Annotated in this window: 23 protein-coding genes and 1 tRNA gene; 12 read left to right on the top strand and 12 right to left on the bottom strand. The window is 70.0% G+C overall.

Going from position 1 to position 22,543, the window contains the following annotated elements:
* Nucleotides 1-16: 16 nt before the first annotated feature.
* Together ACWEOO_RS10545 and ACWEOO_RS10540 are read right to left on the bottom strand one after the other, a co-directional pair.
* Nucleotides 17-751 carry an IclR family transcriptional regulator gene (locus tag ACWEOO_RS10545; RefSeq protein ID WP_452142753.1) on the bottom strand — a complete coding sequence of 245 codons (735 nt, stop codon included), beginning with the start codon at nt 749-751 and terminating at the stop codon, nt 17-19.
* Entirely contained in the window at nt 748-1,713 is a 966-nt protein-coding gene (locus tag ACWEOO_RS10540) for a sugar kinase (protein WP_452142752.1), read from the bottom strand. The genes ACWEOO_RS10545 and ACWEOO_RS10540 overlap by 4 nt, the downstream gene beginning before the upstream one ends.
* A 131-nt stretch (nt 1,714-1,844) precedes the next feature.
* Here ACWEOO_RS10540 and ACWEOO_RS10535 point away from each other — a divergent pair, with 131 nt between their 5' ends.
* The 3 genes from ACWEOO_RS10535 to ACWEOO_RS10525 are packed head-to-tail and all read left to right on the top strand — an operon-like array spanning nt 1,845 to nt 5,393.
* Nucleotides 1,845-3,149 (top strand): amino acid deaminase, encoded by a 1,305-nt coding sequence (locus tag ACWEOO_RS10535; protein WP_452142751.1) that lies wholly within the window; start codon nt 1,845-1,847, stop codon nt 3,147-3,149.
* Between the two features lies 1 nt (nt 3,150).
* Entirely contained in the window at nt 3,151-4,764 is a 1,614-nt protein-coding gene (locus ACWEOO_RS10530) for an N-acyl-D-amino-acid deacylase family protein (protein WP_452142750.1), read from the top strand.
* Nucleotides 4,761-5,393: a bifunctional 4-hydroxy-2-oxoglutarate aldolase/2-dehydro-3-deoxy-phosphogluconate aldolase gene (locus tag ACWEOO_RS10525; RefSeq protein WP_355699423.1), complete on the top strand. Its 633-nt coding sequence runs from the start codon at nt 4,761-4,763 to the stop codon at nt 5,391-5,393. The genes ACWEOO_RS10530 and ACWEOO_RS10525 overlap by 4 nt, the downstream gene beginning before the upstream one ends.
* 27 nt (nt 5,394-5,420) lie before the next feature.
* On the opposite strand, the gene ACWEOO_RS10520 is transcribed toward ACWEOO_RS10525, so the two are convergent.
* The 3 genes from ACWEOO_RS10520 to ACWEOO_RS10510 are packed head-to-tail and all read right to left on the bottom strand — an operon-like array spanning nt 5,421 to nt 8,066.
* On the bottom strand, nt 5,421-6,119 hold the full coding sequence (locus tag ACWEOO_RS10520; RefSeq protein ID WP_452142749.1) for a DUF4097 family beta strand repeat-containing protein: 699 nt from the start codon (nt 6,117-6,119) through the stop codon (nt 5,421-5,423).
* A complete protein-coding gene (locus ACWEOO_RS10515) occupies nt 6,119-6,763 on the bottom strand; it encodes a response regulator transcription factor (protein ID WP_359939503.1) in 645 nt (214 codons plus the stop codon). The genes ACWEOO_RS10520 and ACWEOO_RS10515 overlap by 1 nt, the downstream gene beginning before the upstream one ends.
* A 25-nt stretch (nt 6,764-6,788) precedes the next feature.
* Nucleotides 6,789-8,066, bottom strand: a complete 1,278-nt coding sequence (locus tag ACWEOO_RS10510; protein WP_452142748.1) for a sensor domain-containing protein — start codon at nt 8,064-8,066, stop codon at nt 6,789-6,791.
* Between the two features lie 166 nt (nt 8,067-8,232).
* Between ACWEOO_RS10510 and ACWEOO_RS10505 the strand changes: the two genes are divergently transcribed.
* Nucleotides 8,233-8,748, top strand: coding sequence for a hypothetical protein (locus tag ACWEOO_RS10505; RefSeq protein ID WP_452142747.1), 516 nt, complete (start codon nt 8,233-8,235; stop codon nt 8,746-8,748).
* Here ACWEOO_RS10505 and srmL read toward each other — a convergent pair.
* Nucleotides 8,738-9,856: a PheS-related mystery ligase SrmL gene (srmL, locus tag ACWEOO_RS10500; RefSeq protein WP_452142746.1), complete on the bottom strand. Its 1,119-nt coding sequence runs from the start codon at nt 9,854-9,856 to the stop codon at nt 8,738-8,740. The genes ACWEOO_RS10505 and srmL overlap by 11 nt on opposite strands.
* Nucleotides 9,857-10,082: 226 nt before the next feature.
* Here srmL and ACWEOO_RS10495 point away from each other — a divergent pair, with 226 nt between their 5' ends.
* Nucleotides 10,083-11,126 (top strand): alpha-hydroxy acid oxidase, encoded by a 1,044-nt coding sequence (locus ACWEOO_RS10495; RefSeq protein WP_452142745.1) that lies wholly within the window; start codon nt 10,083-10,085, stop codon nt 11,124-11,126.
* On the top strand, nt 11,123-11,962 hold the full coding sequence (locus ACWEOO_RS10490) for a methionyl-tRNA formyltransferase (protein ID WP_452142744.1): 840 nt from the start codon (nt 11,123-11,125) through the stop codon (nt 11,960-11,962). The genes ACWEOO_RS10495 and ACWEOO_RS10490 overlap by 4 nt, the downstream gene beginning before the upstream one ends.
* 246 nt (nt 11,963-12,208) lie before the next feature.
* Here the strand turns inward: ACWEOO_RS10490 and rplA are convergent, their stop codons facing one another.
* From rplA to ACWEOO_RS10465, 5 genes are all read right to left on the bottom strand, one after another.
* On the bottom strand, nt 12,209-12,931 hold the full coding sequence (rplA, locus tag ACWEOO_RS10485; RefSeq protein ID WP_452142743.1) for a 50S ribosomal protein L1: 723 nt from the start codon (nt 12,929-12,931) through the stop codon (nt 12,209-12,211).
* A gap of 78 nt (nt 12,932-13,009) precedes the next feature.
* Nucleotides 13,010-13,441 (bottom strand): 50S ribosomal protein L11, encoded by a 432-nt coding sequence (gene rplK, locus ACWEOO_RS10480; RefSeq protein ID WP_359939523.1) that lies wholly within the window; start codon nt 13,439-13,441, stop codon nt 13,010-13,012.
* Between the two features lie 12 nt (nt 13,442-13,453).
* Entirely contained in the window at nt 13,454-14,356 is a 903-nt protein-coding gene (nusG, locus tag ACWEOO_RS10475) for a transcription termination/antitermination protein NusG (protein ID WP_452142829.1), read from the bottom strand.
* Nucleotides 14,357-14,708: 352 nt separating this feature from the next.
* On the bottom strand, nt 14,709-14,951 hold the full coding sequence (gene secE, locus ACWEOO_RS10470; RefSeq protein WP_130384685.1) for a preprotein translocase subunit SecE: 243 nt from the start codon (nt 14,949-14,951) through the stop codon (nt 14,709-14,711).
* 55 nt (nt 14,952-15,006) lie between these two features.
* Nucleotides 15,007-15,079 (bottom strand) — tRNA-Trp (locus ACWEOO_RS10465).
* 279 nt (nt 15,080-15,358) lie between these two features.
* Here ACWEOO_RS10465 and ACWEOO_RS10460 point away from each other — a divergent pair.
* From ACWEOO_RS10460 to ACWEOO_RS10445, 4 genes are all read left to right on the top strand, one after another.
* Nucleotides 15,359-16,552, top strand: a complete 1,194-nt coding sequence (locus tag ACWEOO_RS10460; protein ID WP_452142742.1) for a pyridoxal phosphate-dependent aminotransferase — start codon at nt 15,359-15,361, stop codon at nt 16,550-16,552.
* A gap of 45 nt (nt 16,553-16,597) precedes the next feature.
* Nucleotides 16,598-17,632, top strand: coding sequence for an adenosine deaminase (locus ACWEOO_RS10455; RefSeq protein ID WP_452142741.1), 1,035 nt, complete (start codon nt 16,598-16,600; stop codon nt 17,630-17,632).
* Nucleotides 17,599-18,198 (top strand): histidine phosphatase family protein, encoded by a 600-nt coding sequence (locus ACWEOO_RS10450; RefSeq protein ID WP_452142740.1) that lies wholly within the window; start codon nt 17,599-17,601, stop codon nt 18,196-18,198. The genes ACWEOO_RS10455 and ACWEOO_RS10450 overlap by 34 nt, the downstream gene beginning before the upstream one ends.
* 63 nt (nt 18,199-18,261) lie before the next feature.
* The gene (locus ACWEOO_RS10445) at nt 18,262-19,632 is read left to right on the top strand and encodes a TrpB-like pyridoxal phosphate-dependent enzyme (RefSeq protein WP_452142739.1); all 1,371 of its coding nucleotides are present in this window, start codon (nt 18,262-18,264) and stop codon (nt 19,630-19,632) included.
* Nucleotides 19,633-19,659: 27 nt separating this feature from the next.
* Here ACWEOO_RS10445 and ACWEOO_RS10440 read toward each other — a convergent pair whose 3' ends face one another.
* Entirely contained in the window at nt 19,660-20,163 is a 504-nt protein-coding gene (locus ACWEOO_RS10440) for a hypothetical protein (protein ID WP_452142738.1), read from the bottom strand.
* A gap of 253 nt (nt 20,164-20,416) precedes the next feature.
* On the opposite strand from ACWEOO_RS10440, the gene ACWEOO_RS10435 reads away from it, so the two are divergent.
* Together ACWEOO_RS10435 and ACWEOO_RS10430 are read left to right on the top strand one after the other, a co-directional pair.
* The gene (locus ACWEOO_RS10435) at nt 20,417-21,763 is read left to right on the top strand and encodes a hypothetical protein (RefSeq protein WP_452142737.1); all 1,347 of its coding nucleotides are present in this window, start codon (nt 20,417-20,419) and stop codon (nt 21,761-21,763) included.
* The gene (locus tag ACWEOO_RS10430) at nt 21,760-22,404 is read left to right on the top strand and encodes a 2'-5' RNA ligase family protein (protein WP_452142736.1); all 645 of its coding nucleotides are present in this window, start codon (nt 21,760-21,762) and stop codon (nt 22,402-22,404) included. The genes ACWEOO_RS10435 and ACWEOO_RS10430 overlap by 4 nt, the downstream gene beginning before the upstream one ends.
* The last annotated feature ends 139 nt before the right edge of the window (nt 22,405-22,543 follow it).

Below are 22,543 nucleotides of genomic sequence, written 5' to 3'. Positions count from 1 at the left end.
GTCTGACACCTCTCAGTTAGTTGTAGTCGGCACTGATCGCTCTGGCGGTCGCGAGCAGGTCTGGCAGCAGCTCGAGTACCTGCTCATAGTTCAGCAGTACGTCGGGCACCGACAACGACACGGCCCCGACAACGCGGCCCGTGCTGTCGGTGAGCGGTGCACCGATGCAGTTGATGAACGACTCGTGCTCCGCCTTGTCCTGCGCCCAGCCGCGCTCCGTGGTCACCTGCAGCTCGTCCCGCAACCGGTCCGCGTCCGTGATGGTGTTCGGCGTGAACGCCTTGTAGTCAAGCGACTGGAGGACCGCCTCCCGCTGCCGCTTGGGTTGCGCCGCCAGCAGGACCTTTCCGACCGCGGTGCAGTGCAGAGCCGCCGGTACGCCGACCTGCGAGTACATGCGCACGGAGCGCACACTGTCGAGCTTGTCGATGTAGATGACCTCACCGTTCTCCCAGGCGGCCAGGTGAACCGTCTGCCCGGTCTTCTGGTTCAGCTCCCGCAGATGCGGTGCGGCAACCTGCCGTACGACGTGTTGCTCGCGCGCGACGTCGGCGAGCGCGAACAGCCGCGAGCCCAGGCTGTACCTGTGCTGGGCGTCCCGCCGTACGAACCGCTCGGCCTCCATGGTGCGCAGCAGCCGGAGCACCGTCGTCTTGTGAACGCCCAGCTCGACCGCGAGCTGGTCCAGCGACCGCTCACCCTCGCCAAGACTGGTGAGGATCTGCAGCGCCCTGCCGAGGCTCTGACTCATACCTTGGTCGCCGCCCACACCTCGTCCGACGCCTTGAGCAGCCGCTCCCGCTCAGCCGCGGCCGGCGGCGGCGCGTGGTCCTCCGGCGCTGTCAGCACGGCAGCAGCATTCAAATGCCCCAGCCGGAGCCGCTCCACCATCGACAACCCCTGCAATGTCCCCGCCAAGAACCCGGCTGCAAACGCGTCACCTGCCCCGACCGTCTCGACCACCTCTACAGACAGTGCCGGGACCTCAGTGCGGGCCACTCCCTCGAACGCGATCGCGGAATGCGCATCGTTCTTCACCACCAGGACAGGCGTCTGCAGCTGCTCGTACAACACATCCGGATCCCCCGTGCCCGCGAAGACCTCAGCCTCATCAGCACCGATCAGCACGATGTCGGCCGCCTTCAGCAACCGCCACAATGGCGCGGGGTCCCGGTCACGCCACAGCGCCGGCCGCCAGTTCAAGTCGACGCTGAGCAGGTACTCACGCGGCTCGGTCGCCAGCCGCTCCAGCATGTCCGCACTGGACGTAGAGATCGCGGCGGTGATCCCGGTGGTGTGCACGAGCTTGGCCTGCTGCAGTCGCTCGCGGACCTCGGGCCGATCCAGGAAGCCGGGCTCCATGGCCGCAGCCGCCGAGCCGGTCCGGTAGTAGTGCATCCGGGAGCGGCCGTCCTCGGACTCCTTGACGTAGAGCGCCGTCGGCCGGACCGGATCCAGTTCCACTCCGCCGACGTCGACACCACGCGCCTGCAGATCCCGCAGTACATGCTGTCCGAACCCGTCGTCGCCGAGCCGCGAGATCCAGCCGGTCGGTACGCCGAGCCCGGCGAGCCCACCGGCCACGTTGCACTCCGCCCCGCCGACCGACCGCCGGAACACCTCCACGTCGGCGAGCGGCCCGGGTCCGCCGGCCAGCATGATCATCGCCTCGCCCACGCAGATCGCGGTCGTCTCAGGGAGCGGTTCGGGCATCGGCACTCCTTGGCGGCAGGGTGATGGGATAGGTGTGCGTTGACGCGGCTTCGGCCGCGATGCTACAACCGACGAGTCAGAATACGCAATGAGCGTTGCGTATTCTGCAATCCCGAACCCCAGGGGGTCTGATGCCTGCTTACGATGCCGACACCGTCGCCGCTCTCGCCGATCAGCAGGTGAGCTGGCAGGACAAGGCCCTGCCGCCCGCCTTCTGGGGCCGGACCGTCGCGGAGGTGCTGGCCGGCAGGCCGCGGCTCTCGCAGCTGCCCACTCCGCTGATGACGCTGTCCGCGCCCGGCCTGCGGCACAACGTCGACACGCTCGCCACCTGGTGCGTCCGCCACGGCGTCGAGCTCGCGCCACACGGCAAGACCACGATGGCGCCGGCGCTCTGGGCGATGCAGCTGGACGCCGGCGCGTGGGCGATCACGCTGGCCAACGGCTTCCAGCTCGGCGTCGCCCGCGCGTACGGCGTACAGCGCGTCCTGATCGCGAACGCGGTGATCTCGCCGCTGCAGCTGCGCTGGATCGCCGACGAGCTCGCGGCCGACCCGTCGTTCGAGGTGATGGTGTGGGCCGACTCGGTCCGCACGGTCGAGATCATGGAGGAAGCCCGCTCGGCGTACGTCGGCCCGGACGCGCGGAAGCTCGACGTGATGGTCGAGGTCGGCGGGATCGGCGGCCGGACCGGCGCCCGGGATCCCGAGACCGCGCTGGCCGTCGGCCAGGCGATCGCCGACGCGTCGACGCTGCGGCTGGTCGGCGTGGCCGGGTACGAGGGTGCGATCGGTCACGGCGTCGACGAGGAGAATCTCGAGGAGGTCCGTGCGTACCTGCGCGAGCTCGCCGGCGTTCACCACCGGCTGCGGCCGTTGTACGACGACGACATCGTGCCGGTGGTCAGCGCGGGCGGCAGCCAGTACTTCGAGCAGGTCGCGAAGGTCCTCGCCGCGGAGGCCGGCGGAGGCGCCCGCGTGGTCCTGCGGTCCGGCGCGTACATCACCCACGACGACGGGCTGTACCGGCGCGTGTCGCCGCTCGGCGAACACCCGCGGACGGACGGCGAGCAACTGGTGCCGGCGATGCACGGGTGGATGCGGATCACGTCGCAGCCCGAGCCGGGGCTGGCGATCTTCGACGGCGGGCGCCGCGACTTCCCGTTCGACCAGGACTATCCCGAGCCGCAGCTGATCCGGCCGCGGTCGGACGGCGCGCCGATCCTGCCGGCCGGCGGTATGAAGGTGACGAACCTGAACGACCAGCACGGCTACCTGACTTTCGACGAATCCGTCCCGGTGGTGATCGGCGACGAACTGCGGGTCGGGCTGTCCCATCCCTGCACGGCCTTCGACAAGTGGGGCCTGATCCCGGTCGTCGACGACCCGGACGCCGCGGATCCGGTCGTCGTGGACCTGGTACGGACGTTCTTCTGACATGAGTGTGCTGATCACGGGGGCGCTGGTCGTCGACGGCTCGGGCTCCCCCGGGTTCCACGCCGACGTCGCGGTCGACGCCGGACGGATCGTCGCCATCGGCAACGACCTGCCGGCCGCGCACCGGACGATCGACGCGGACGGGCTGGTGCTGTCGCCCGGCTTCATCGACATGCACTCGCACTCGGACCTGCAGATCCTGGTCAACCCCGACCACACCGCCAAGGTCAGTCAGGGCGTGACGCTGGAGGTGCTGGGTCAGGACGGCCTGTCCTTCGCGCCGATCGACGACCCGACGCGCGCCGTCGTTCGCCGCCAGATCGCCGGGTGGAACGGGGAACCGGACGACTTCGACTTCTCCTGGTCGACGGTCGCCGGGTACCTCGACCGGCTCGACCAGGGCATCGCGTGCAACGCGGCGTACCTGGTCCCGCAGGGCACGCTGCGAATGATGGTCGTTGGGACCTCCAACCGTCCGGCGACCGGTGCCGAGCTCGCGCGGATGCAGCAGCTGCTCGCCGACGGACTGCGCGAGGGCGCGGTCGGGATGAGCAGCGGTCTGACGTACACCCCGGGCATGTTCGCGAGCACAGACGAGCTGGTCGCGCTGTGCGAGGTCCTCGCGTCGTACGGCGGCTACTACGCGCCACATCAGCGCTCGTACGGGAAGGGCGCGCTGGAGGCGTACGGCGAGATGGTCGAGGTGGCGCGCCGCGCCGGGTGTGCGCTGCACCTGACCCACGCGGTAATGAACTTCGGCCCGAACGCGGGCCGCGGCGACGAGCTGGTCGCGATGATCGACAAGGCGCTGGCCTCCGGTGTCGACGTCACCACCGACACCTATCCGTACCTGCCGGGGGCGACCACGCTGGCCGCGATCCTCCCGAGCTGGACGGCCGAGGGCGGGCCGGACGCGCTGCTAGCGCGGCTCCGTGATCCGTCCGCGCGCGAACGCATCACGTACGAGCTGGAGCAGGTCGGGTCCGACGGCTGCCATGGCTGCGTCGTCGAATGGGACACGATCGAGATCGGCGGCGTCCGCAACCCCGCGCTGTCCGGCGCGGTCGGCCGGACCGTCGCGGCTCTCGCGCAGCGCACCGGGAAGCCGGCCGCGGACGTCTTCTTCGAGATCCTGCTGGCCGACGACCTCGCCACCTCGATCCTGCAGCACGTCGGCCACGAGGAGAACGTGCGCGCGATCATGCGGCACCCGTCGCACACGGGCGGCTCGGACGGGATCCTGGTCGGCGGGAAACCGCATCCGCGGTCGTGGGGCACGTTCCCGCGGTACCTCGCCCACTACGTCCGCGAGCTCGGCGTCCTCGACCTCGCCGACTGCGTCCACCACCTCACCGGCCGCGCCGCCCGCCGGCTCCGGCTCCCGGATCGCGGGCTGGTGCGGGAGGGGTACGCCGCCGACCTGGTCCTGTTCGACCCGGCCACCGTGCGGGACGCCGCCACGTTCCCCGAACCGCGCCGGCAGGCCGAAGGCATCCCGTACGTGTTCGTCAACGGCGTCCCCGTCATCGACGACTCGCACCGGACCGCCGCCGTCCCCGGCCGCGCGATCCGCCGTACTCCCACCCCTGCGCCGTCTGAGAGGAACCTGTTGTGAACACCCTGGAGCTGCTCCGCGCCGATCGGGTCCTGACCGTCGTCCGGGCGCCGGAGATCTCCGACGCCCGGGATCTGTGCGCCGCGCTGGTCGCCGGCGGCATCCACGTCGTCGAGCTCACCTACACCACGCCGGACCTCCCCCGGCACCTGGAACGTGCTGCCTCCACGGCGGCCGACACCGGCGCGGTCGTCGGCGCCGGTACGGTGCAGACCGCCGACCAGGCCACGCAGGCGATCAACGCCGGCGCGCAGTTCCTCGTGACGCCCGGCCAGGGCCCCGAGGCCGCGGCGATCGCCGATGCCGCGCACGCCGCCGGCATCCCCGTTGTGCTCGGCGCCTTCACGCCGTCCGAGGTGATGACCGCGCTGGCACTGGGCTCGGCGGCGGTGAAGATCTTCCCGGCGCACGCCCTGGGCCCGAAGTACTTCAAGGATCTCAACGGCCCGTTCCCCGGCGTCCCGCTGATCCCGTCGGGCGGCGTCAACGCAACCAACGCCCACGACTTCCTGGCGGCCGGCGCCCTCGCCGTCAGCGCGGGCACCGACGTCGTCTCCCCCGCCGATGTGGCCGCCGCCAACTGGGAATCCATCACCGGCAAGGCCAAGACTTTCTGTGCAGCTCTCTGACCTGTTGCACGGTCTGATTGCACGGCCTTATTGCACGGTGATGCTGCCGTAGCGGGTGCGTAGGTAGAGCTGGTGGGTGGCTGACTGGTCGTTGGGGACGCTGAGGTCCGTGGAGCCCTGCGCAGCGACCGCGTCGATCCCGTACGACACCGTCCGGGGGACCTGCACCGTGATGGATCCATCGCTCGCGGTCGCCCGGACCCGATCCGGTGGATTGTCGAAGAACAGCGTGATCGACCCGCCCCGGACGTTGACCGAGACGTCCGGACTGCGCACCCGCGCCAGATTCACCGAGCCCCCGGTCGCGTCCAGCGTCAGCGGTGACGCCACTCCGGCCACGTCCAGCGACACCTGCTCGACCTTGGCCTCCACGGCGGTCTCGGCCGGCACCTCGACCGTCAGGTCCACGTTGCAGTGGACATCGGGGCACCGAGCCCCGATGGTCAGCGCGCCGGCCATCGGCGAGATCCTGATGTCCGGCTTGGCTGCCGCGTACGACCCGTTGACGGTGACGTGGACCTTCCCGTCCACGCTCGCCAGCACCTCCGTCGGCACATCGGACGCGATCCGCACGCCCTGCGCCGGCGCCGCGAACTCGGACGCGGAGTTGTAGCCCAGCCTCCCCCGGATCATCCCGACCGTCACAGCCGCGCCGGCCACCAGCAGCGCCAGGAGCGGCACCAGTCCGAGGAGCAGCATCGTCCGCTGGGCCTTCGTCAGCCGCATCAGGTCTCCAGGTACTTCAGCACGGCGAGCACCCGGCGGTGCTCGCCGTCGGTCGGCGCCAGCCGAAGCTTCTGGAAGATGCTGCTGATGTGCTTCTCGATCGCTCCCTCGCCGACGACCAGAGCCTGCGCGATCCCGGCGTTCGACCTGCCTTCCGCCATCGCGCGGAGAACGTCCTGTTCCCGCGGGCTCAGCACCGCGAGCGGATCCTCCTTGCGCGACCGCACCAGCAGCTGGGAGATCACCTCCGGATCCAGCGCCGCGCCGCCGCCCGCGACCCGGCGCAGCCCTTCGATGAACTGATCGACGTCGGCGACCCGGTCCTTGAGCAGATACCCGACGCCGCCGGGGTTCCCGCCGATCAGCTCGCTCGCGTACCGCTCCTCGACGTACTGCGACAGCACGAGCACACCGACGTCCGGAAACTGCCCGCGGATCACCAACGCGGCCCGCAGCCCCTCGTCGGTGAACGTCGGCGGCATCCGGACGTCGACCACGCACACCTGCGGCCGATGCGCCTCGACCGCCTTCAGGAGCGCGTCGCCGTCGCCGACCGCCGCCACGACGACGCAGTCCTCCTCCTCGAGCAGCCGCACGATGCCTTCCCGCAACAGCACCGAGTCCTCGGCGATCACCACGCGCATCCGGTCAGTCTCCTCCACGACGTCCTCAGCCACAGGGCAGCTCCGCGATCAGGACGGTCCCGCGACCGGGCGGACTGTGCACGATCAGTCGTCCGTCCACACCGGCCACCCGGTCGGACAGCCCACGCAACCCGCTCCCCTTGGCCGGGTCGGCCCCACCCTGACCGTCGTCCCGGATATCGACCAGCAAGATGTCTCCTTCCCGCCGCACCACCACCTCCGCAAAGGCGGCGGCAGCGTGCTTGGCCACGTTGGCCAGCGCCTCCGTGACGACGAAGTACGCGAGCGCCTCGATCGTCAGCGACGGCCTGGGCTTGACGTCGACACGCAGCCGGATCGGCACCGGCGACCGCACCGCCACTCCCGACAGCGCCGCGTCCAGCCCGCGATCGGTCAGCACCGGCGGATGCAGCCCCCGGGTCAGGTCACGGATCTCGGTGATCGCCTGCATCGCCTCCGAGTGCGCCGTCTCGATCATCGCCCGCACCGTCGGCTCCCTGTCCCCGAGTCGGTTCTTCGCCCGGCCGAGCGTCATGGCCAGCGAGACAAGCCGCAGCTGCGCACCGTCGTGCAGATCCCGCTCCATCCGGCGCCGCTCGGCCTCCACCGAGTCGACCACCTGCTGGCGGCTCGTCACGAGCTGGCTGACGCGCTCCGCGAGCGCGCCGGTCTCCGAGCGCCCGAGCAGCGACCGCGCGAGCTCCCCGTCCAGAGCCGACGCCGCCCGCATCAGCACCGGCGACACGATCAGCAGGAGCAACACACCGATCGCCGCCACGACCGATGCCTTCGTCATCGTGTCGATCACGAACGGCCCGAGCTGCGCCTGCGACGCGGCGAACGCCGAGTAGTACACCGGCAGCGTGACCAGCACCGGCGGAACCGACCACGCGAACACGATCGCCGGGATCCATACCATTGCCAGCAGCAACAGCAACGCGTAGTACAGCAACTGCCGCCACAAACCGATGTCTGCCACCGCCGCCCGGGCGTCGCCGATCCGCGACCCGGTCGGAGGCGGTGGCACCAGCGGCAGGATCTCCTGGCCGCGAGTGATCCGCGCACGGGCCCGCTCCCAGCCGCTGATCGCGTAGACGAGCCGGTTCGCGCCGACGGTCAACGGAAGGCCGACGTACGCAAGCGGCCAGGCGAGGATCGCGACCGCGACCGCGATCAGCACGAGGAAGCCGGACGTGAGCACGACGACCGCGTCACCGAGCAGGTGAATGGTTGCCAACCACAAGTACGGCGAGCGCCAGAGCCGCCAGGGCGTCCGGGGAACCGGACTCGCAGCAACCGTCATCCGGACCACCTCCCCGTGTCAGCGCCTGCTTGCCATCACAACTTACGTGGTCGGTCCGGCCGAGCGGCATGAGGCCAACCCACGGACCCGACCGGGGGTTATCCCCACCCACGTTCGTGGGCTGGCCGCAATGTGCCGAACAGGCGAAACGCGGATTCTCGAAGGCATGACGACGACAGCGATCAGCAGCCCCGGCGACCTCGGCCGGGCCATGGACGGACGGCTCGGGGACGCGATCGACGACCGCGTGGCCGACGCGCTCGACGACTACATCGCCGAGGGCCGGCTGGACGGCCGGATCCGCGCCCGCCGCTCACCCGGCGGCCTGGCCGCACTGGTCGCGGCCGGGACGGCGGCAGTGCTGCTGCCCTGGTGCCTGATTCTCGCCGCCACACTGCCGAGCACGTACCAAACGAGCCACTGGAAGCTCACCTGGATCGGGCTCGACTGCGCCACCGCGATCGCCGCCGGCCTCACGGCGTACCTACTGCACAAACGCAGCAGGTACGCCGCTCTGACCGCGATGGCCGCCGGCACGCTGCTCACGGCCGACGCCTGGTTCGATGTGAGTACGGCGACCGCCGGCTTCGACCGCACCCTCTCGCTGACCGAGGCTCTCCTCCTGGAGCTGCCACTCGCCGTCTGCGCCTTCGTGGTCGCCGCCCGTGAACTCAGACGATGAGCTCCAGGACCGGACCTTCGTGCAAGGCTCGATAGACCTTGTCCCGCAGGACGTTGGCCTCCGCGTCGGTGAGCGTGCGATCCACCGGCCGAAGGACCAGCCGGACCAGGAGATTGCGTTGTCCCGGGCTCATCCGGAGACGCTCACGGGCACTCGCCGGCAAGTCGTCGTACGGCGTTTCGCCCAGCACCTCCAGCGACTCCGCGGCATCGGCATCCGCCCCGAGCGCGGCGCGCACCTTGTCGCCGAGCACCTCCGCCGACACGTCCGTGCCCTCGTCCACCACGACGGACAGGTCGCGCCGGACCGGCGGCATCGACGAGACCGCCTTGTAGGGCAACAGGTCCAACATCTGCCCCGCCACCCGCGGATCCGTCGAGCGGAGCAACCGGATGTCCCGGATCCCCTTGCGGAGCATCAGCAGCCGATCCAGCCCCGGCCCCATCGCGAGTCCGGTCCAGCTGTCGTCCAGCCCGGCCATCCGCAGGACGTGCGGCGCCGCGACCCCGCACTCACCGATCTCGATCCACTGATCGTCCAGCAGGACGTCGATCTGACGCCCGTGGATCGTGTACGGGTGGATCGCCGGCACGGTCCGGTAGGTCTGCCCGGGCAGGACGGTGTCGACCAGCCGGGCGATCATGTCCTCCAGCTCCGGCTCCCCCAGCGTCACATTCCGGCTGAGCCGCCACAGGTCGAGCTGATGCGGCGTACCGGTGTGCTGCCAGTCGACCGAGTCCCGGCGGTAGCAGATGCCGGCACAGATCATCAGCACGTCGGACGACTCCGAGGCGGCGAGCTCCCGCAGCGCGGGCGGGATCATCGCCGACGTGTGACTGCGCAGCACCTCGTTCTCCGATACGTACCGGGTGTAGCGAGCCTCCCGGGTCACCGCGTCGGTGGCGTAGCCGAGGTTGTCGTAGTTGTCGGCCAGCGAGACGGCGGGATGATCGCGGCGGGTCCAGATTTCGGTGTACGGCCAGGCCGCGCCGAGTGCGGTGCGGATCGAGTCGACGACGAGCTGGACCGCGTGTGGGCCCTGGGCCGGATCGGTGAGATCGCGCAGCGCGAGGGCAGAATGCAGTTCTTCAACGGTGAGGACAGACATGGGTTTCTCTCCAGGATGACGGTCTCGACGGGGGTCCACCCCGGTCGGCCGCGGTCACCTCAGGAGAGAGCGCAGCAGCAGCTCACCCCGTCGGCACCGTCGTGCCGGCCGGGGCGCAGAAATCGCCGCCCGTGCTGCGTCATGTGTCTCATCGTACCGGGCGGCTCCCAGCCGCGCCGCGGAATTCGGACCGGCCGCGGAACCGGCGGGTGCGACGATGGGCCGCATGCGATGGATCGACACCCTGGAAGGCGCGGCCGCCGGGAAGTTGCCGGAGGCCGTGCACCGCTACTTCCGGCAGGGCTCGGCCGGCGGAGTCAGTGTCGGCGAGGCCACCGCCGCCTGGTCGTCGTACCGGTTCCGTCCACACGTGCTGAACGACGTGTCCACCATCAGCCTCGGTACGACGGTGCTCGGCACCCCCGTCGAAGCGCCGATCCTGGTCGCGCCGTCGACGATGCAGCGGATGGCCGACCCCGACGGCGAGATCGCGATGGCGCGCGGCGTCAGCGCGGCGGGATCGGTCCTCGGTGTCTCCAGCAATGCCGGCACGACGTTCGCCGAGCTCGGCGCGACAGGTGTCCCGTGGTGGCTGCAGATCTACGTCGTACGCAATCGGGAGATCACGCTCAGGATGCTCGACGCCGCGGTCGCCGCCGGGGCGCGGGCGATCGTGCTCACCGTCGACACTCCGGTCGTCGGGCGCAAGGAGGACGAAGGCGAGACGGTCTGGGATCTGGCGCAGCCGGGCCAACTGCTGGCCAATCTCCCCGACGGCGACTGGACGGACGACGACCTCGCGAAGGCCGACGATCTGAACCCCGACGTGATCGGCCGGCTCGCCGAGCGCACCGGCCTGCCCGTCGTCGTGAAGGGGGTACTGCGCGGCGACGACGCGAAGCGCTGCGCGGACGCGGGTGCCGCCGGCATCATCGTCTCGAACCACGGCGGCCGTCAGCTCGACGGCTCCGTCGCCACCGCACAGGCCCTGCCCGAAGTGGCCGAGGCCGTCGCCGGAAGCAGCCTCGAGGTGTACGTCGACGGCGGTATCCGCCGGGGCGAGCACATCCTCGCCGCCCTCGCGCTCGGCGCCCGCGCGGTCTTCGTCGGCCGTCCCGCGCTGTGGGCGCTCACGGTCGGCTCGTCCGGCGGCGTCACCCGGCTGCTGTCCGACCTTGCCGAGGAGCTCGACCACACCCTGCGGCTGGTCGGTGTCTCGTCGCCGTCGTCGCTGACACCGGACCTCGTCACGTCGGCGGGGCCGAGATGAGCTTGCGCATCGTCGGCCTGAACGCGTTCCTGCCGGGTTTCCGGCTCGTGCACGAGTTCGCCGAGCGCAACGGTCACGAGGTGGTGCTGGTGGTGACGCTCCCGGAGACCAGCAGGTACGGCGCCTCCGACCCGATGGTCGCAGGGCTGCCGGAGAGCACGAACGTGCTGATCACCCGCAAACTCCGCACGGTAGCCGCGCCGGTGATCGCCGCACTGCGGCCCGATGTGATCATCTCGGCCGCGTTCCCCCGGCTGATACCGGGCGAGATCCTCGACCTACCGAAGTACGGCGCGGTCAACTGCCACCCGTCACCGCTGCCCGCCGGCCGCGGACCGACACCGCAGCGGCTGATCTACGAAGGTGACGAGCGGGTCGGGGCCACGGTGCACCGGACCGCCGCCGAGTTCGACACCGGCGCGATCCTCGCCCAGCGCATCGCGCCCTTGCCCGACGACCTGAACGGCACCGGGCTCATGCGGTCCTGGCGCACCCTGCTCAGCGAATGCCTCGACGAGGCCGTGCCGCGACTCGTCGCCGGCGATCCCGGCGAACCGCAGGACCCGTCCGCGGCCTCCGAAGCGCCGTTCTTCACCGACGCCGAACGCCTCCTCGACCCGACCGAGCCGTCCCGGGTGATCCGCCGCAAGGCCGCCGCCCTCAACGTCACCGCCCCCACCGCCCAGATCGAGCTCGACGGCTCCACCCGCCTGATCACCCGCACAGATCCCGCGGACGTCAGCAGCTCCGCCGAGCCAGGCACCGTCCTCGAGCACCACCCCGACGGCTGGACGATCCAAACCGCCGACACTCCCCTCCGCCTGACCCGCGCCTGACCACCCAGCCGCCGCCGATGGCGGACCCGTCGAGGCGTGAGAATTGGCGGCTCAGAAGAGCCAAAGTCCACGACTCGCGGTTTCGGGCCTCGACCATTCGCCACGACTCGGCGCAGCCGCGACCGGGTGGCGCCGGATCAGCGGGACGGCACCGGCGGGCAGCTCCGCAGGAGCCAAGGCGAATCCGCGGGGGCAACAGAAATGCCCCCGGGTGATCCCGGGGGCATTCTGATGACGATGCGAGGCTCAGGCCTCGGCCGACTCCTCGGCGAGGTTGCGGCTCAGGTTGGGGTCAACCTGGACGCCCGGCCCCATCGTGGTCGAGAAGACCGTCTTCTTGATGTACCGGCCCTTCGAGCTGGCCGGCTTCAGCCGGAGGATCTCCTCGAGCGCGGCGCTGTAGTTCTCCACCAGCTGGGCCTCGTCGAACGACGCCTTGCCGATGATGAAGTGCAGGTTCGCGTGCCGGTCGACCCGGAACTCGATCTTGCCGCCCTTGATGTCGGACACGGCCTTGGTCACGTCCGGGGTGACCGTACCCGTCTTCGGGTTCGGCATCAGACCACGCGGGCCGAGGACGCGACCGAGGCGGCCGACCTTGCCCATCAGGTCAGGGGTGGCGACGACCGCGTCGAAGTCGAGCCAGCCGTCGGTCACCTTCTTGATCATGTCGTCGTCGCCCACGAAATCGGCGCCGGCGGCCTTCGCCTGCTCGGCCTTCTCACCGGTGGCGAAGACGAGGACCCGTGCCGTCTTGCCAGTGCCGTGCGGAAGGTTGACGGTGCCGCGCACCATCTGGTCGGCCTTGCGGGGGTCGACCCCGAGACGCATCGCGACATCCACGGTGGAGTTGAACTTCTTGCTGCCGGCGGCGTCCTTGGCCAGCCGGATCGCCTCCAGCGGCGTGTACAGGTGATCGAAGTCGATCTTCTCCGCGGCGGCGCGGTAAGCCTTGCTGCGCTGTGCCATTACTGCTGTTCCTCTCTGGGGTGTGGTCTCCGGGCGGCGCTTCGCCCTGCCACTACTTCACGAAAAGTTGGGGTGCGATCAGCCGTCGACGGTGACGCCCATGGAGCGCGCCGTACCTTCGATGATCTTCATCGCGGCGTCGATGTCGCGGGCGTTCAGGTCCGGCATCTTGGTGGTGGCGATCTCGCGGACCTGGTCCTTGGTGATCTTGCCGACCTTGTCCTTGTGCGGGACAGCCGAGCCCTTCTGCAGACCGGCGGCCTTCTTGATCATCTCCGGCGCCGGCGGCGTCTTGGTGACGAAGGTGAAGGACCGGTCTTCGTAGATCGTGATCTCAACCGGTACGACGTTGCCGCGCATGGACTCCGTCTGGGCGTTGTACGCCTTGCAGAACTCCATGATGTTGACGCCGTGCGGACCGAGCGCGGTACCGACCGGCGGTGCCGGCGTCGCGGCACCGGCCTGGAGCTGCACCTTGACCAGGGCAGCGATCTTCTTCTTGGGAGGCATTCTGTCGGGTCCTTAGACTTTCTGGATCTGGTTGAAGCTGAGTTCCACCGGGGTCTCCCGGCCGAAGATCTCCACCAGGGCCTTGATCCGCTGGGCCTCGGCGTTGATCTCCGTGACTGTGGCGTGCAGGGTCGCGAACGGCCCGTCGACCACCATGACCGAGTCTCCGACACCGAAGTCGGCGACCTCGACCTTCTTCTTGGCCGCGGTCTTGGCGGGTGCGGCACCGGCTTCGGCTGCCGCCGCCTCGGCCGCCGCCACGACGGCCGGAGCGAGCATCTTCTCCACCTCTTCGAGGCTGAGCGGGACCGGCTTCTGGCTGTTCCCGACGAAGCCGGTCACCGACGGCGTGTGCCGCACGGTCGACCAGGACTCGTCGGTCAGGTCCATCCGGACCAGCACGTAGCCGGGGAGCACCGTGCGCTTCACCATCCGGCGCTGCCCGTTCTTGATCTCGGCGACCTCCTCGGTCGGCACGATGATCTCGAAGATGTAGTCCTCCATGTTCAGGGAGTTGATCCGGTTCTCCAGGTTGCCCTTGACCCGGTTCTCCATCCCTGAGTACGTGTGCACGACGTACCAGTCGCCGATCTGCGACCGCAGCCGGCTGCGCAGCTCCTCGAGCGGGTCGCCCGGCTCCTCGGGCTCCGCCTCCGCGGCCTCCGCGTCGTCGTCCTCGGTCGCGGCGGCGGCTACCGCCAGCGCCTCGACGTCCGCGTCGTCCTCGGACTCGTCATCGTCGTCGGACTCGTCGCCGCTGGAGAAGACGACCTCGTCGTCGTCGGCCGGCACCTCGGCGGTGCTCAGCGGCGCGGTCTCCGCGGTCTCGTCGGCCAGCTCCTCGGCGGCTTCCTCGACGTCGTCGGCGGTCACGACCTCGGCGTCCTCGGCCTCGTCGGCCGCCGGGACCACCACGACCGGCTCGTCGTCGGACTCGTCGGCGTCCGCCCGCGGCGTCTCGTACTCGTCGTCGGCGGAGTACTCGTCGTCGTCCTCGTCGTCCGCGTTCTCGTCCTCGTCATCGTCGTCGAGGCCGGCGAACGGGTCGTCGTCATCGTCGTCGTCACCGAAGAGGTCGTCGTCGGTGGCGTTCTCGTCGAAATCGAGGTCGCCGTCGGAGTCGGATACGTCGAACTCGTCCTCCAGGTCGAGGACCTCGTCGTCGCGCTCGGACACGTCGTACTCCGTCATCTGTGGATCGGGTCTTGTTCTGCTTCGGGTCGGGCCGGGAGCCCGGGACCTACGGTCTGGATCGTGATGGGCGGCCTCAGCCGAAGATCTTGAACATCGCCCAGCCGAAGGCGAGGTCGAGGACCGAGACGATCGCGATCACGAACACCACGAAGGTCAGGACGACCACGAAGTAGGTGGAGAGCTGCTTGCGGGTCGGCCAGACGACCTTGCGGAGCTCGGCAACCACCTGGCGGTAGAAGCGCAGCAGGCCCCTGCCCTGCTTGCCTTCCGCAGGCTTGCCGGCGCCGGACGGTGCCGGGGTGCGCGTCTCCGTCACGACCTACCTCTTTCGCTAGCGGCGGCCTGACCGGCCCTGCGCCGGTCAGGATTTGCAGGGCACGAGGGACTTGAACCCCCAACCTTCGGTTTTGGAGACCGATGCTCTGCCAGTTGAGCTAGTGCCCTCTGCAATCCATCCGGACGCCGCGTCGGACCTGATCTCGGGCATGCCGGATCAGGGCCACCAACGCCCGGACCTAGAGAAGTGTACGGGGTCGGAGCCACCTGGTCGAACTCAGCCTCGACCTGGTCCTTTCCCGTACGACCACCCACCGGGCGCCGCACCGCGGTCAGAACAATACAGCCTCCAGATGGTCCCAACGGACAGCACCCCCGGCGCGTTCCCCGGCCCATCCTCTGAAACCCGCGCGCGGCGCCGTCCGGCGTGGTGCCAGGATGGTTCGTATGGGTTCCAGGATCTCGGCGCGGATCGGCGCCATCAGTGAATCGGCGACGCTGGCGGTCGACAGCAAGGCGAAGGCGCTCAAGGCGGCCGGGCGTCCGGTGATCGGGTTCGGCGCGGGCGAGCCGGACTTCCCGACGCCGGACTACATCGTCGAGGCCGCGGTCGCGGCGGCGAGGGATCCGAAGAACCACCGGTACAGCCCGGCCGGCGGCCTGCCGGAGCTCAAGCAGGCGATCGCCGACAAAACCAAACGGGACTCCGGCTACGAGATCGAGCCCTCCCAGGTCCTGGTCACCAACGGCGGCAAGCACGCGGTCTACAACGCGTTCGCGACGCTGCTCGACCCGGGTGACGAGGTGCTGCTGCCGGCGCCGTACTGGACGACGTACCCGGAGGCGATCCGGCTGGCCGGCGGCGTACCGGTCGAGGTGCTCGCCGACGAGTCGCAGAACTACTGCGTCACCGTCGACCAGCTCGAGGCTGCCCGGACGGAGCGGACCAAGGTCCTGCTGCTCTGCTCGCCGAGCAATCCGACCGGCGCGGTCGACACCCCGGAGGCGATCGAGGCGATCGGCCGCTGGGCGCTCGAGCACGACCTGTGGGTGGTCACCGACGAGATCTACGAGCACCTGACGTACGGCGACGTCCGGGCGACCTCGGTCCCGGTCGCCGTACCGGAGCTGGCCGACCGCACCGTCGTCCTGAACGGGGTCGCGAAGACGTACGCGATGACCGGCTGGCGGGTCGGCTGGATGATCGGCCCGAAGGACGTGATCAAGGCCGCGACCAACCTGCAGTCGCACCAGACGTCGAACGTCTGCAACGTCGCCCAGCGGGCCGCGCTCGCGGCGGTGTCGGGCGACCTGAGCGCGGTCGACGAGATGAAGGTCGCGTTCGACCGGCGCCGCCGGACCATGGTCCGGATGCTCAACGAGATCCCCGGCGTCGAGTGCCCGGAGCCGACCGGCGCCTTCTACGCGTACCCGTCGGTCAAGGGCGTCCTCGGCAAGGAGATCAACGGGCATACGCCGGCCACGTCGGCCGAGCTGGCCGACCTGATCCTCGACGAGGTCGAGGTGGCGGTCGTGCCGGGTGAGGCGTTCGGCGCGCCCGGGTACCTGCGGCTGTCCTACGCGCTCGGCGACGACGACCTGGCCGAAGGCCTCGGCCGGATCGCGAAGCTGCTGGGCTGACCAGTGGATTTCGCCGGTCGGGTAGGGCCTCGGTAACCTTCGGTAATGACGCAGCGGGATCTGCGGGTGCTGCCGAAAACACACCTGCATCTGCACTTCTCCGGGTCGATGCGGCACCTGACGCTGGTCGAGCTGGCGGACAAGCACGGCGTCCGGCTGCCGGACGCGCTGCGAACCGACTGGCCGCCGGAGCTGTCGGCGGCGGACGAGCGCGGCTGGTTCCGGTTCCAGCGGCTGTACGACATCGCCCGCTCGGTGCTGCGGACCGAGGACGACGTCCGGCGCCTGGTCCGTGAGGCGGCCGAGGACGACCGGGCCGACGGCTCGCGCTGGCTGGAGATCCAGGTCGACCCGTCCGGGTACGCGAACCGCTTCCACGGGATCACCGAGTTCACCGACCTGGTGCTCGACGCCGCCCGCGACGCGGCCGCGTCGACCGGCATCGCCGTACAGGTGGTGATCGCCGCGAACCGGACGCGGCATCCGCTCGACGCCCGCACACTGGCCCGCCTCGCGACGCAGTACGTCGGACGCGGCGTGGTCGGGTTCGGCCTGTCGAACGACGAGCGCCGCGGGACGACGTCGGAGTTCGAGCCGGCCTTCCGCATCGCGCGGAGCGCCGGGCTGCTCGCGGCGCCGCACGGCGGCGAGCTGTGCGGTCCGGCCACCGTGCGCACCTGCCTGGACGAGCTCGGCGCGGGCCGGATCGGCCACGGCGTCCGCTCCGTCGAGGACCCCGATCTGCTGAAGCGCATCGTCGACGCGCAGATCGCCCTCGAGGTCTGCCCCGCCTCGAACGTCTCGCTCGGCGTCTACCGCCGCCCCGAGGACGTCCCCCTCCGCGCGCTGTACGAGGCGGGCGCCCGGATCGCGCTCGGCGCCGACGACCCGCTGCTCTTCGGCTCCCGCCTCGCCGAGCAGTACGAGACGGCCCGCACCGTGCACGGCTTCACCGATTTGGAGCTGGCCGACCTGGCTCGCGGCTCGGTCCTCGCCTCCACCGCCCCACCCGAGGTCCAGAAGACCCTCCTCACCGAAATCGACGAATGGCTCGGAGCTCCGGCCGCGATCCCGGTCTGACCTACCTGGCTCGCCACGGCCAGACCGAGTGGAACGTGGCGGGCCGCCGTCAGGGCCGGCTCGACTCGCCCCTCACCCCGCTCGGCGTCGAGCAAGCCCGCCGGAACGGTGTCCTGCTGACCGGTGAAGGCGTCGATGCCGTGTTCGCCAGCCCGCTCGGACGGGCGCGGGCGACGGCGTCGATCATCGCCGCGCAACTCGGGCTGGAGATGCGGGTCGTCGACGATCTGGCGGAGATCGACCACGGGGCGTGGTCGGGGCTCGGCTCCGCGGAGATCGATGCGCGGTGGCCGGGGCAGCGGGAGGCGCGGGAGCGGCAGAAATACACGTACCGGTTTCCGGGCGGTGAGAGCTACGCGGACGGCGAGGTGCGCGCGGCGCGGGTCCTGGAGGAGATCGGGCGCAGCGGCGCGCGGCGACCGTTGGTCGTGTCGCACGAGATGGTCGGGCGGATGCTGTTGCGGCAGCTCGGCGTACCGGACGCGCTTCGTACCCGGCAGCCGTCGGACGTGGTTTATCGGGTGGGCGCGGGCGGTGCGGTCGAACGGTTGTCGAGTTCCGGATAAGTGCTGGTTGCGTTCCGGTTCAGGTCATTGTCCGGGCGTCGGCGCGAGCCTAACTTTGCGTACATGACGCCGACGAAGATCCTGCTGCCAGAAGACGAGCTCCCGACGCGTTGGTACAACGTGCTTCACGACCTGCCGACGCCCCCGCCACCGGTGCTGCATCCGGGCACCGGCCAGCCGATCGGGCCGGACGACCTCACGCCGCTGTTCCCGATGGACCTGATCCTGCAAGAGGTCTCCCAGGAGCAGTACGTCGACATCCCGGGCGAGGTGCTCGACGTCTACCGGCTGTGGCGGCCCAGCCCGCTGTATCGCGCGCATCGGCTGGAGAAGGCGCTCGACACCCCGGCCCGGATCTACTACAAGTACGAAGGCGTCTCACCGGCCGGCTCCCACAAGCCGAACACGGCTGTCCCCCAGGCGTACTACAACGCCAAATCCGGCGTCCGGAAGCTCACCACCGAGACCGGCGCCGGCCAGTGGGGCACGGCGCTCGCGTTCGCCTGCGCGCAGTTCGGGTTGGAGTGCGAGGTCTGGCAGGTGCGCGCGTCCTATGACCAGAAGCCGTACCGGCGGACGATGATGCAGGTCTTCGGCGCCACCGTGCACCCGAGTCCGTCGGAGCTGACCGAGGCCGGGCGGAAGATCCTCGCCGGTGACCCGGACTCCACCGGTTCGCTCGGGATCGCGATCAGCGAGGCGGTCGAGGCCGCCGTGCAGGACCCGGAGGTGCACTACGCGCTCGGCTCGGTGCTCAACCACGTGCTGATGCATCAGACCGTCATCGGCGAAGAGGCGCTGATGCAGCTCGCGATGGTCGGCGAGACCGCCGACCTGATCGTCGGCTGCACGGGCGGCGGGTCGAACTTCGGCGGCCTGGTGTTCCCGTTCCTGCGGGAGAAGTGGGCAGGCCGGATGTCGCCGGTGGTGCGCGCGGTCGAGCCGGCGGCCTGTCCGTCCCTCACCCAGGGCACGTATGCGTACGACTTCGGCGACACCATCGGGATGACGCCGCTGATGAAGATGCACACGCTCGGCCACGATTTCGTCCCCGACCCGATCCACGCCGGCGGCCTGCGGTACCACGGGATGAGCCCGCTGATCAGCCACCTCTACGAGACCGGCGAAATCGAGGCCGTGGCGAAACCGCAGTCCGAATGCTTCGCCGCCGGCGTCCAGTTCGCCCGCACCGAGGGCATCGTCCCGGCGCCCGAGCCGACCCACGCGCTCGCGGCCGCGATCGAGGAAGCCCAACGCTGCAAGGAATCCGGCGAGGAGAAGGTCATCCTCACCGCGCTCTGCGGCCACGGCCACCTCGACCTGGCGGCGTACGACGCCTACCTGTCCGACGCCATGACCGACCGCAGCTGGGAGGACGCCGACATCCAGTCAGCCGTCGCCGAAGCTCTCACCCGCCTGCCCGCCGTCAACTGACGATCGAGCACCTGCCGACCGCCGGCCTCAGCGGCCCCCGCGCTTCCACCAAGGCTTGGGCCGCTTGGCCACCGCAGTGAGCCAGTCCTCCGGGATAGCCCAACCACGGGAGGCCAACGCGTCGAAGTACTCAGCCTTCAGGCTGTCTGGCAGCCAGTAGGTCGCCTTGTGGCTGCCGGACGCCTCGAAGTACGTCGTGCGTTGGCGACTGCTCCACACCGTGGCCTGACTCGAGCAGTAGGCCAGGCGTACGTAGTCCCAGCGCGCCTGCTCGTCGTCCATGTCGAAGCCGCGCTCGACGACGCGACCTTTGGCGCGCGGTTCCTGCTCGATCTCCTCGATCAGGTTCTGCACCAAGGCACGGTCGTCGGTCAGCGCCTCCGGCAACTGCAGCCCGACCGGATCCAGCACCACCGCGCCGAACCGCGGCCGCGCCACCTCCAGAAACACCTCGAGCAGCGCGAACGCTTCCTCCACCCGCCCGAACCGATCCAGCTCGGCGTGCAGCGTCGTCACGGCTTCCTCGGGCACCCCACAACTCTAGACGGGACCGGTCCGCGAGGGGCTTCCCCTATCTGCCCCGGGATGCCCCGCATTCTCACGCTCAGCAACCGCCCAAGCAGGCCGAAATCATCGCCGATTCGCGCGCCACCCGCCATCCGGGGCGACCGAAATCCCCTTTTTCCACAGGGATTCGGGGCAGATCGGGGCAGCGTGGGGCAGATCGTCCACAAGACCTGATTTCGTGGTCGCAGAGGGTGTTCAGCGCCTTACAGTTACCGCCATGTCAGGGCCGAACGAGTTCCTCCGCGAGGCGCGGGAACGCACACCATCACGACGTGCACCGGGCGAACACATGTCCCGGAGCGAACTTGCCGACACGATCTGCGCGTGGCTCTGGGACACGACCGAGATCAAGTACGACCTCGACGGGCACTACATCGCCAAGCTCGAGCGTGGCGCGGTCCGCTGGCCGGGCGCTGCGTACCGATCCGGCCTGCGCCACGTGCTCGGCATCGCCTCGGACAGCGAGCTCGGATTCTTCCCACCCGCCGGCGTCGCCCTCAACGAGACCGAGCCGACGCCGCCCTCGTCGATGGTCGGCCACGACGACGACCTGGTGAACGCCGGCGACGAGTCGATCGCGCTGCTGTCGTACGCCGAGGAGTCGAACGTCGGCGATCTCACCGTCGAGCAACTGCACGCCGACATCGAGCGGATCGCGCAGTCCTACCTCCGAACGCCGATCAGGCCGTTGTTCGTCAAGAGCCGGGCGATCCGGGACCGCGCGTTCGCACTGCTGGCCGGCAACCAGGCGCCCCGGCAGTCCCGCGACCTGTACGCCGCGGCCGGCTGGGCGATCACCCTGCTCGCCTGGATGTCGGTCGACCTCGGCCGCCCGGACATCGCCGAGGGCCACACCCGGACGGCCTGGGCTTGCGCCGAGGCCGCGGACCACGACGTACTGCGAGGCTGGATCCGCGCGACCCAGCACACCGCGGCGTACTGGCAGGAGGACTTCGCGCGCGCGGCGGCGTACGCCGAGGACGGCCTGCGGTACAACGCCGGCACCGCACGGCTGTTCCTCGCCAGCGCCGCGTCCGTCGACCTCGCCCGCCTCGGACGCACGGACAAGGCCCGCGCACTCCTCGACATCGCCCGGACCATGGTCGTCCGCCCCGCCGAATCCGAGCCGGGCGGAGTCCTGCTCTGTACGCCGGAACGCGCCGAAGGACTGTGGGCGAACACGCACCTGGCGTTCGGCGACGTGCGACTGACCTCGGACCACGCCGACCACAGCATCGCCCTGTTCGAAGCTGTCCCGTACGCGCTGCGAAACGCAGGCTCCGAACGCATGGCCCGCCTGCAGCAGGCGAAGGCCCGGCTGCTCCTCGGCGAGTTCGACGGTGCGATCGAGGCGGCGGAGCCAGTGCTGCTGGTTCCGCCGGAGTACCGGGTTCGGCCGTTGATCCAGCGCGCCGCGGAGGTCGCGGCCCTGACCACGCCGTACGTCCGGAGCCCGAAGGGCCGGATGCTGCGGGACCGGGTCGCCGACTTCACCCAACGGACAGGGCTCCCGACCCGCCCGGAGTCCCCCGACCGACGACCCGTGCTCGAGGAGCAGACATGATCAGTGAAGTCCGCGATCACTGGTACTGGCGCCCGAACTGGCGTCCCGGGCGGTCCTTCTACACCTGGCACGTCATCTTCCCCGACGACGCCGTGTTGACCGATCTGCACGGGGCGTATCAGCGGCTGGTGGGTTCGCTGCCCGGGATCACGCCGGTACCCGTGCAGTGGCTCCATTTGACGCTGCAGGGGATCGGGTTCGCGGACAAGGTGCCGCAGGCGGATCTCGCCCCGATCATCGAGGCGGCGCAACGCCGGCTCGAACACTTCCGGCCGTTCGAGATCAAGCTCGGCCCCGCGGTCGTCGACGTCGAGAGCCTGCAACTGCCGGTCACCCCTGTCGACCGCCTCCGCCGCCTCCGCGCCCAACTCCGCGCCGCCGTCACCGACGTCTGGGGCCGCGACTCCGTCCCCACCCTCCCCGAACTCGACCCCCACGTCTCCCTCGGCTACTGGAACCAGCCCGCTCCCGCCGCCCCTCTCCGCCAACGCGTCAACGCCCTCCCCGGCGGCACGGCCACCACCCACCTCACACGAGTCACCCTCCTCAACCTCAACCGCGACAACCACCAGTACGAGTGGACCCCCCACGCCACCCTCGACCTAGGAGCCCGGGCCACCGAGACAGGAGCCAACCCATGAACCCACGCCCCCTGTCCAGCGCCCATGGACTCGCACACCTTCCAGACCACCGCCCCACCACAGCCGGCCCCACCCGCCTCAGCCCGACCAACCGCGACCAGAGCCGATACCAGTCGACCACCCACGCGAACCTCCACCA

The sequence above is a fragment of the Kribbella sp. NPDC004138 genome (genome assembly GCF_053603655.1).
The sequence above is the reverse complement of the archived record's forward strand: the minus strand, read 5'-3'. Positions and strand labels throughout refer to the sequence as shown.

Bases quoted from the DNA above. Each gene is read 5' to 3' on its own strand.
- ACWEOO_RS10460 (WP_452142742.1), top strand. From the start codon at position 15,359: ATGGGTTCCAGGATCTCGGCGCGGATCGGCGCCATCAGTGAATCGGCG.
- ACWEOO_RS10510 (WP_452142748.1), bottom strand. From the start codon at position 8,066: ATGACGGTTGCTGCGAGTCCGGTTCCCCGGACGCCCTGGCGGCTCTGG.
- rplK (WP_359939523.1), bottom strand. From the start codon at position 13,441: ATGCCTCCCAAGAAGAAGATCGCTGCCCTGGTCAAGGTGCAGCTCCAG.
- ACWEOO_RS10515 (WP_359939503.1), bottom strand. From the start codon at position 6,763: ATGCGCGTGGTGATCGCCGAGGACTCGGTGCTGTTGCGGGAAGGCATC.
- rplA (WP_452142743.1), bottom strand. From the start codon at position 12,931: ATGGCACAGCGCAGCAAGGCTTACCGCGCCGCCGCGGAGAAGATCGAC.
- ACWEOO_RS10450 (WP_452142740.1), top strand. From the start codon at position 17,599: ATGGCTCGGAGCTCCGGCCGCGATCCCGGTCTGACCTACCTGGCTCGC.
- ACWEOO_RS10430 (WP_452142736.1), top strand. From the start codon at position 21,760: ATGATCAGTGAAGTCCGCGATCACTGGTACTGGCGCCCGAACTGGCGT.
- ACWEOO_RS10495 (WP_452142745.1), top strand. From the start codon at position 10,083: ATGCGATGGATCGACACCCTGGAAGGCGCGGCCGCCGGGAAGTTGCCG.
- ACWEOO_RS10520 (WP_452142749.1), bottom strand. From the start codon at position 6,119: ATGCGGCTGACGAAGGCCCAGCGGACGATGCTGCTCCTCGGACTGGTG.
- ACWEOO_RS10505 (WP_452142747.1), top strand. From the start codon at position 8,233: ATGACGACGACAGCGATCAGCAGCCCCGGCGACCTCGGCCGGGCCATG.
- ACWEOO_RS10540 (WP_452142752.1), bottom strand. From the start codon at position 1,713: ATGCCCGAACCGCTCCCTGAGACGACCGCGATCTGCGTGGGCGAGGCG.
- ACWEOO_RS10530 (WP_452142750.1), top strand. From the start codon at position 3,151: ATGAGTGTGCTGATCACGGGGGCGCTGGTCGTCGACGGCTCGGGCTCC.
- ACWEOO_RS10445 (WP_452142739.1), top strand. From the start codon at position 18,262: ATGACGCCGACGAAGATCCTGCTGCCAGAAGACGAGCTCCCGACGCGT.
- ACWEOO_RS10435 (WP_452142737.1), top strand. From the start codon at position 20,417: ATGTCAGGGCCGAACGAGTTCCTCCGCGAGGCGCGGGAACGCACACCA.
- ACWEOO_RS10545 (WP_452142753.1), bottom strand. From the start codon at position 751: ATGAGTCAGAGCCTCGGCAGGGCGCTGCAGATCCTCACCAGTCTTGGC.
- ACWEOO_RS10535 (WP_452142751.1), top strand. From the start codon at position 1,845: ATGCCTGCTTACGATGCCGACACCGTCGCCGCTCTCGCCGATCAGCAG.
- srmL (WP_452142746.1), bottom strand. From the start codon at position 9,856: ATGTCTGTCCTCACCGTTGAAGAACTGCATTCTGCCCTCGCGCTGCGC.
- ACWEOO_RS10490 (WP_452142744.1), top strand. From the start codon at position 11,123: ATGAGCTTGCGCATCGTCGGCCTGAACGCGTTCCTGCCGGGTTTCCGG.
- ACWEOO_RS10455 (WP_452142741.1), top strand. From the start codon at position 16,598: ATGACGCAGCGGGATCTGCGGGTGCTGCCGAAAACACACCTGCATCTG.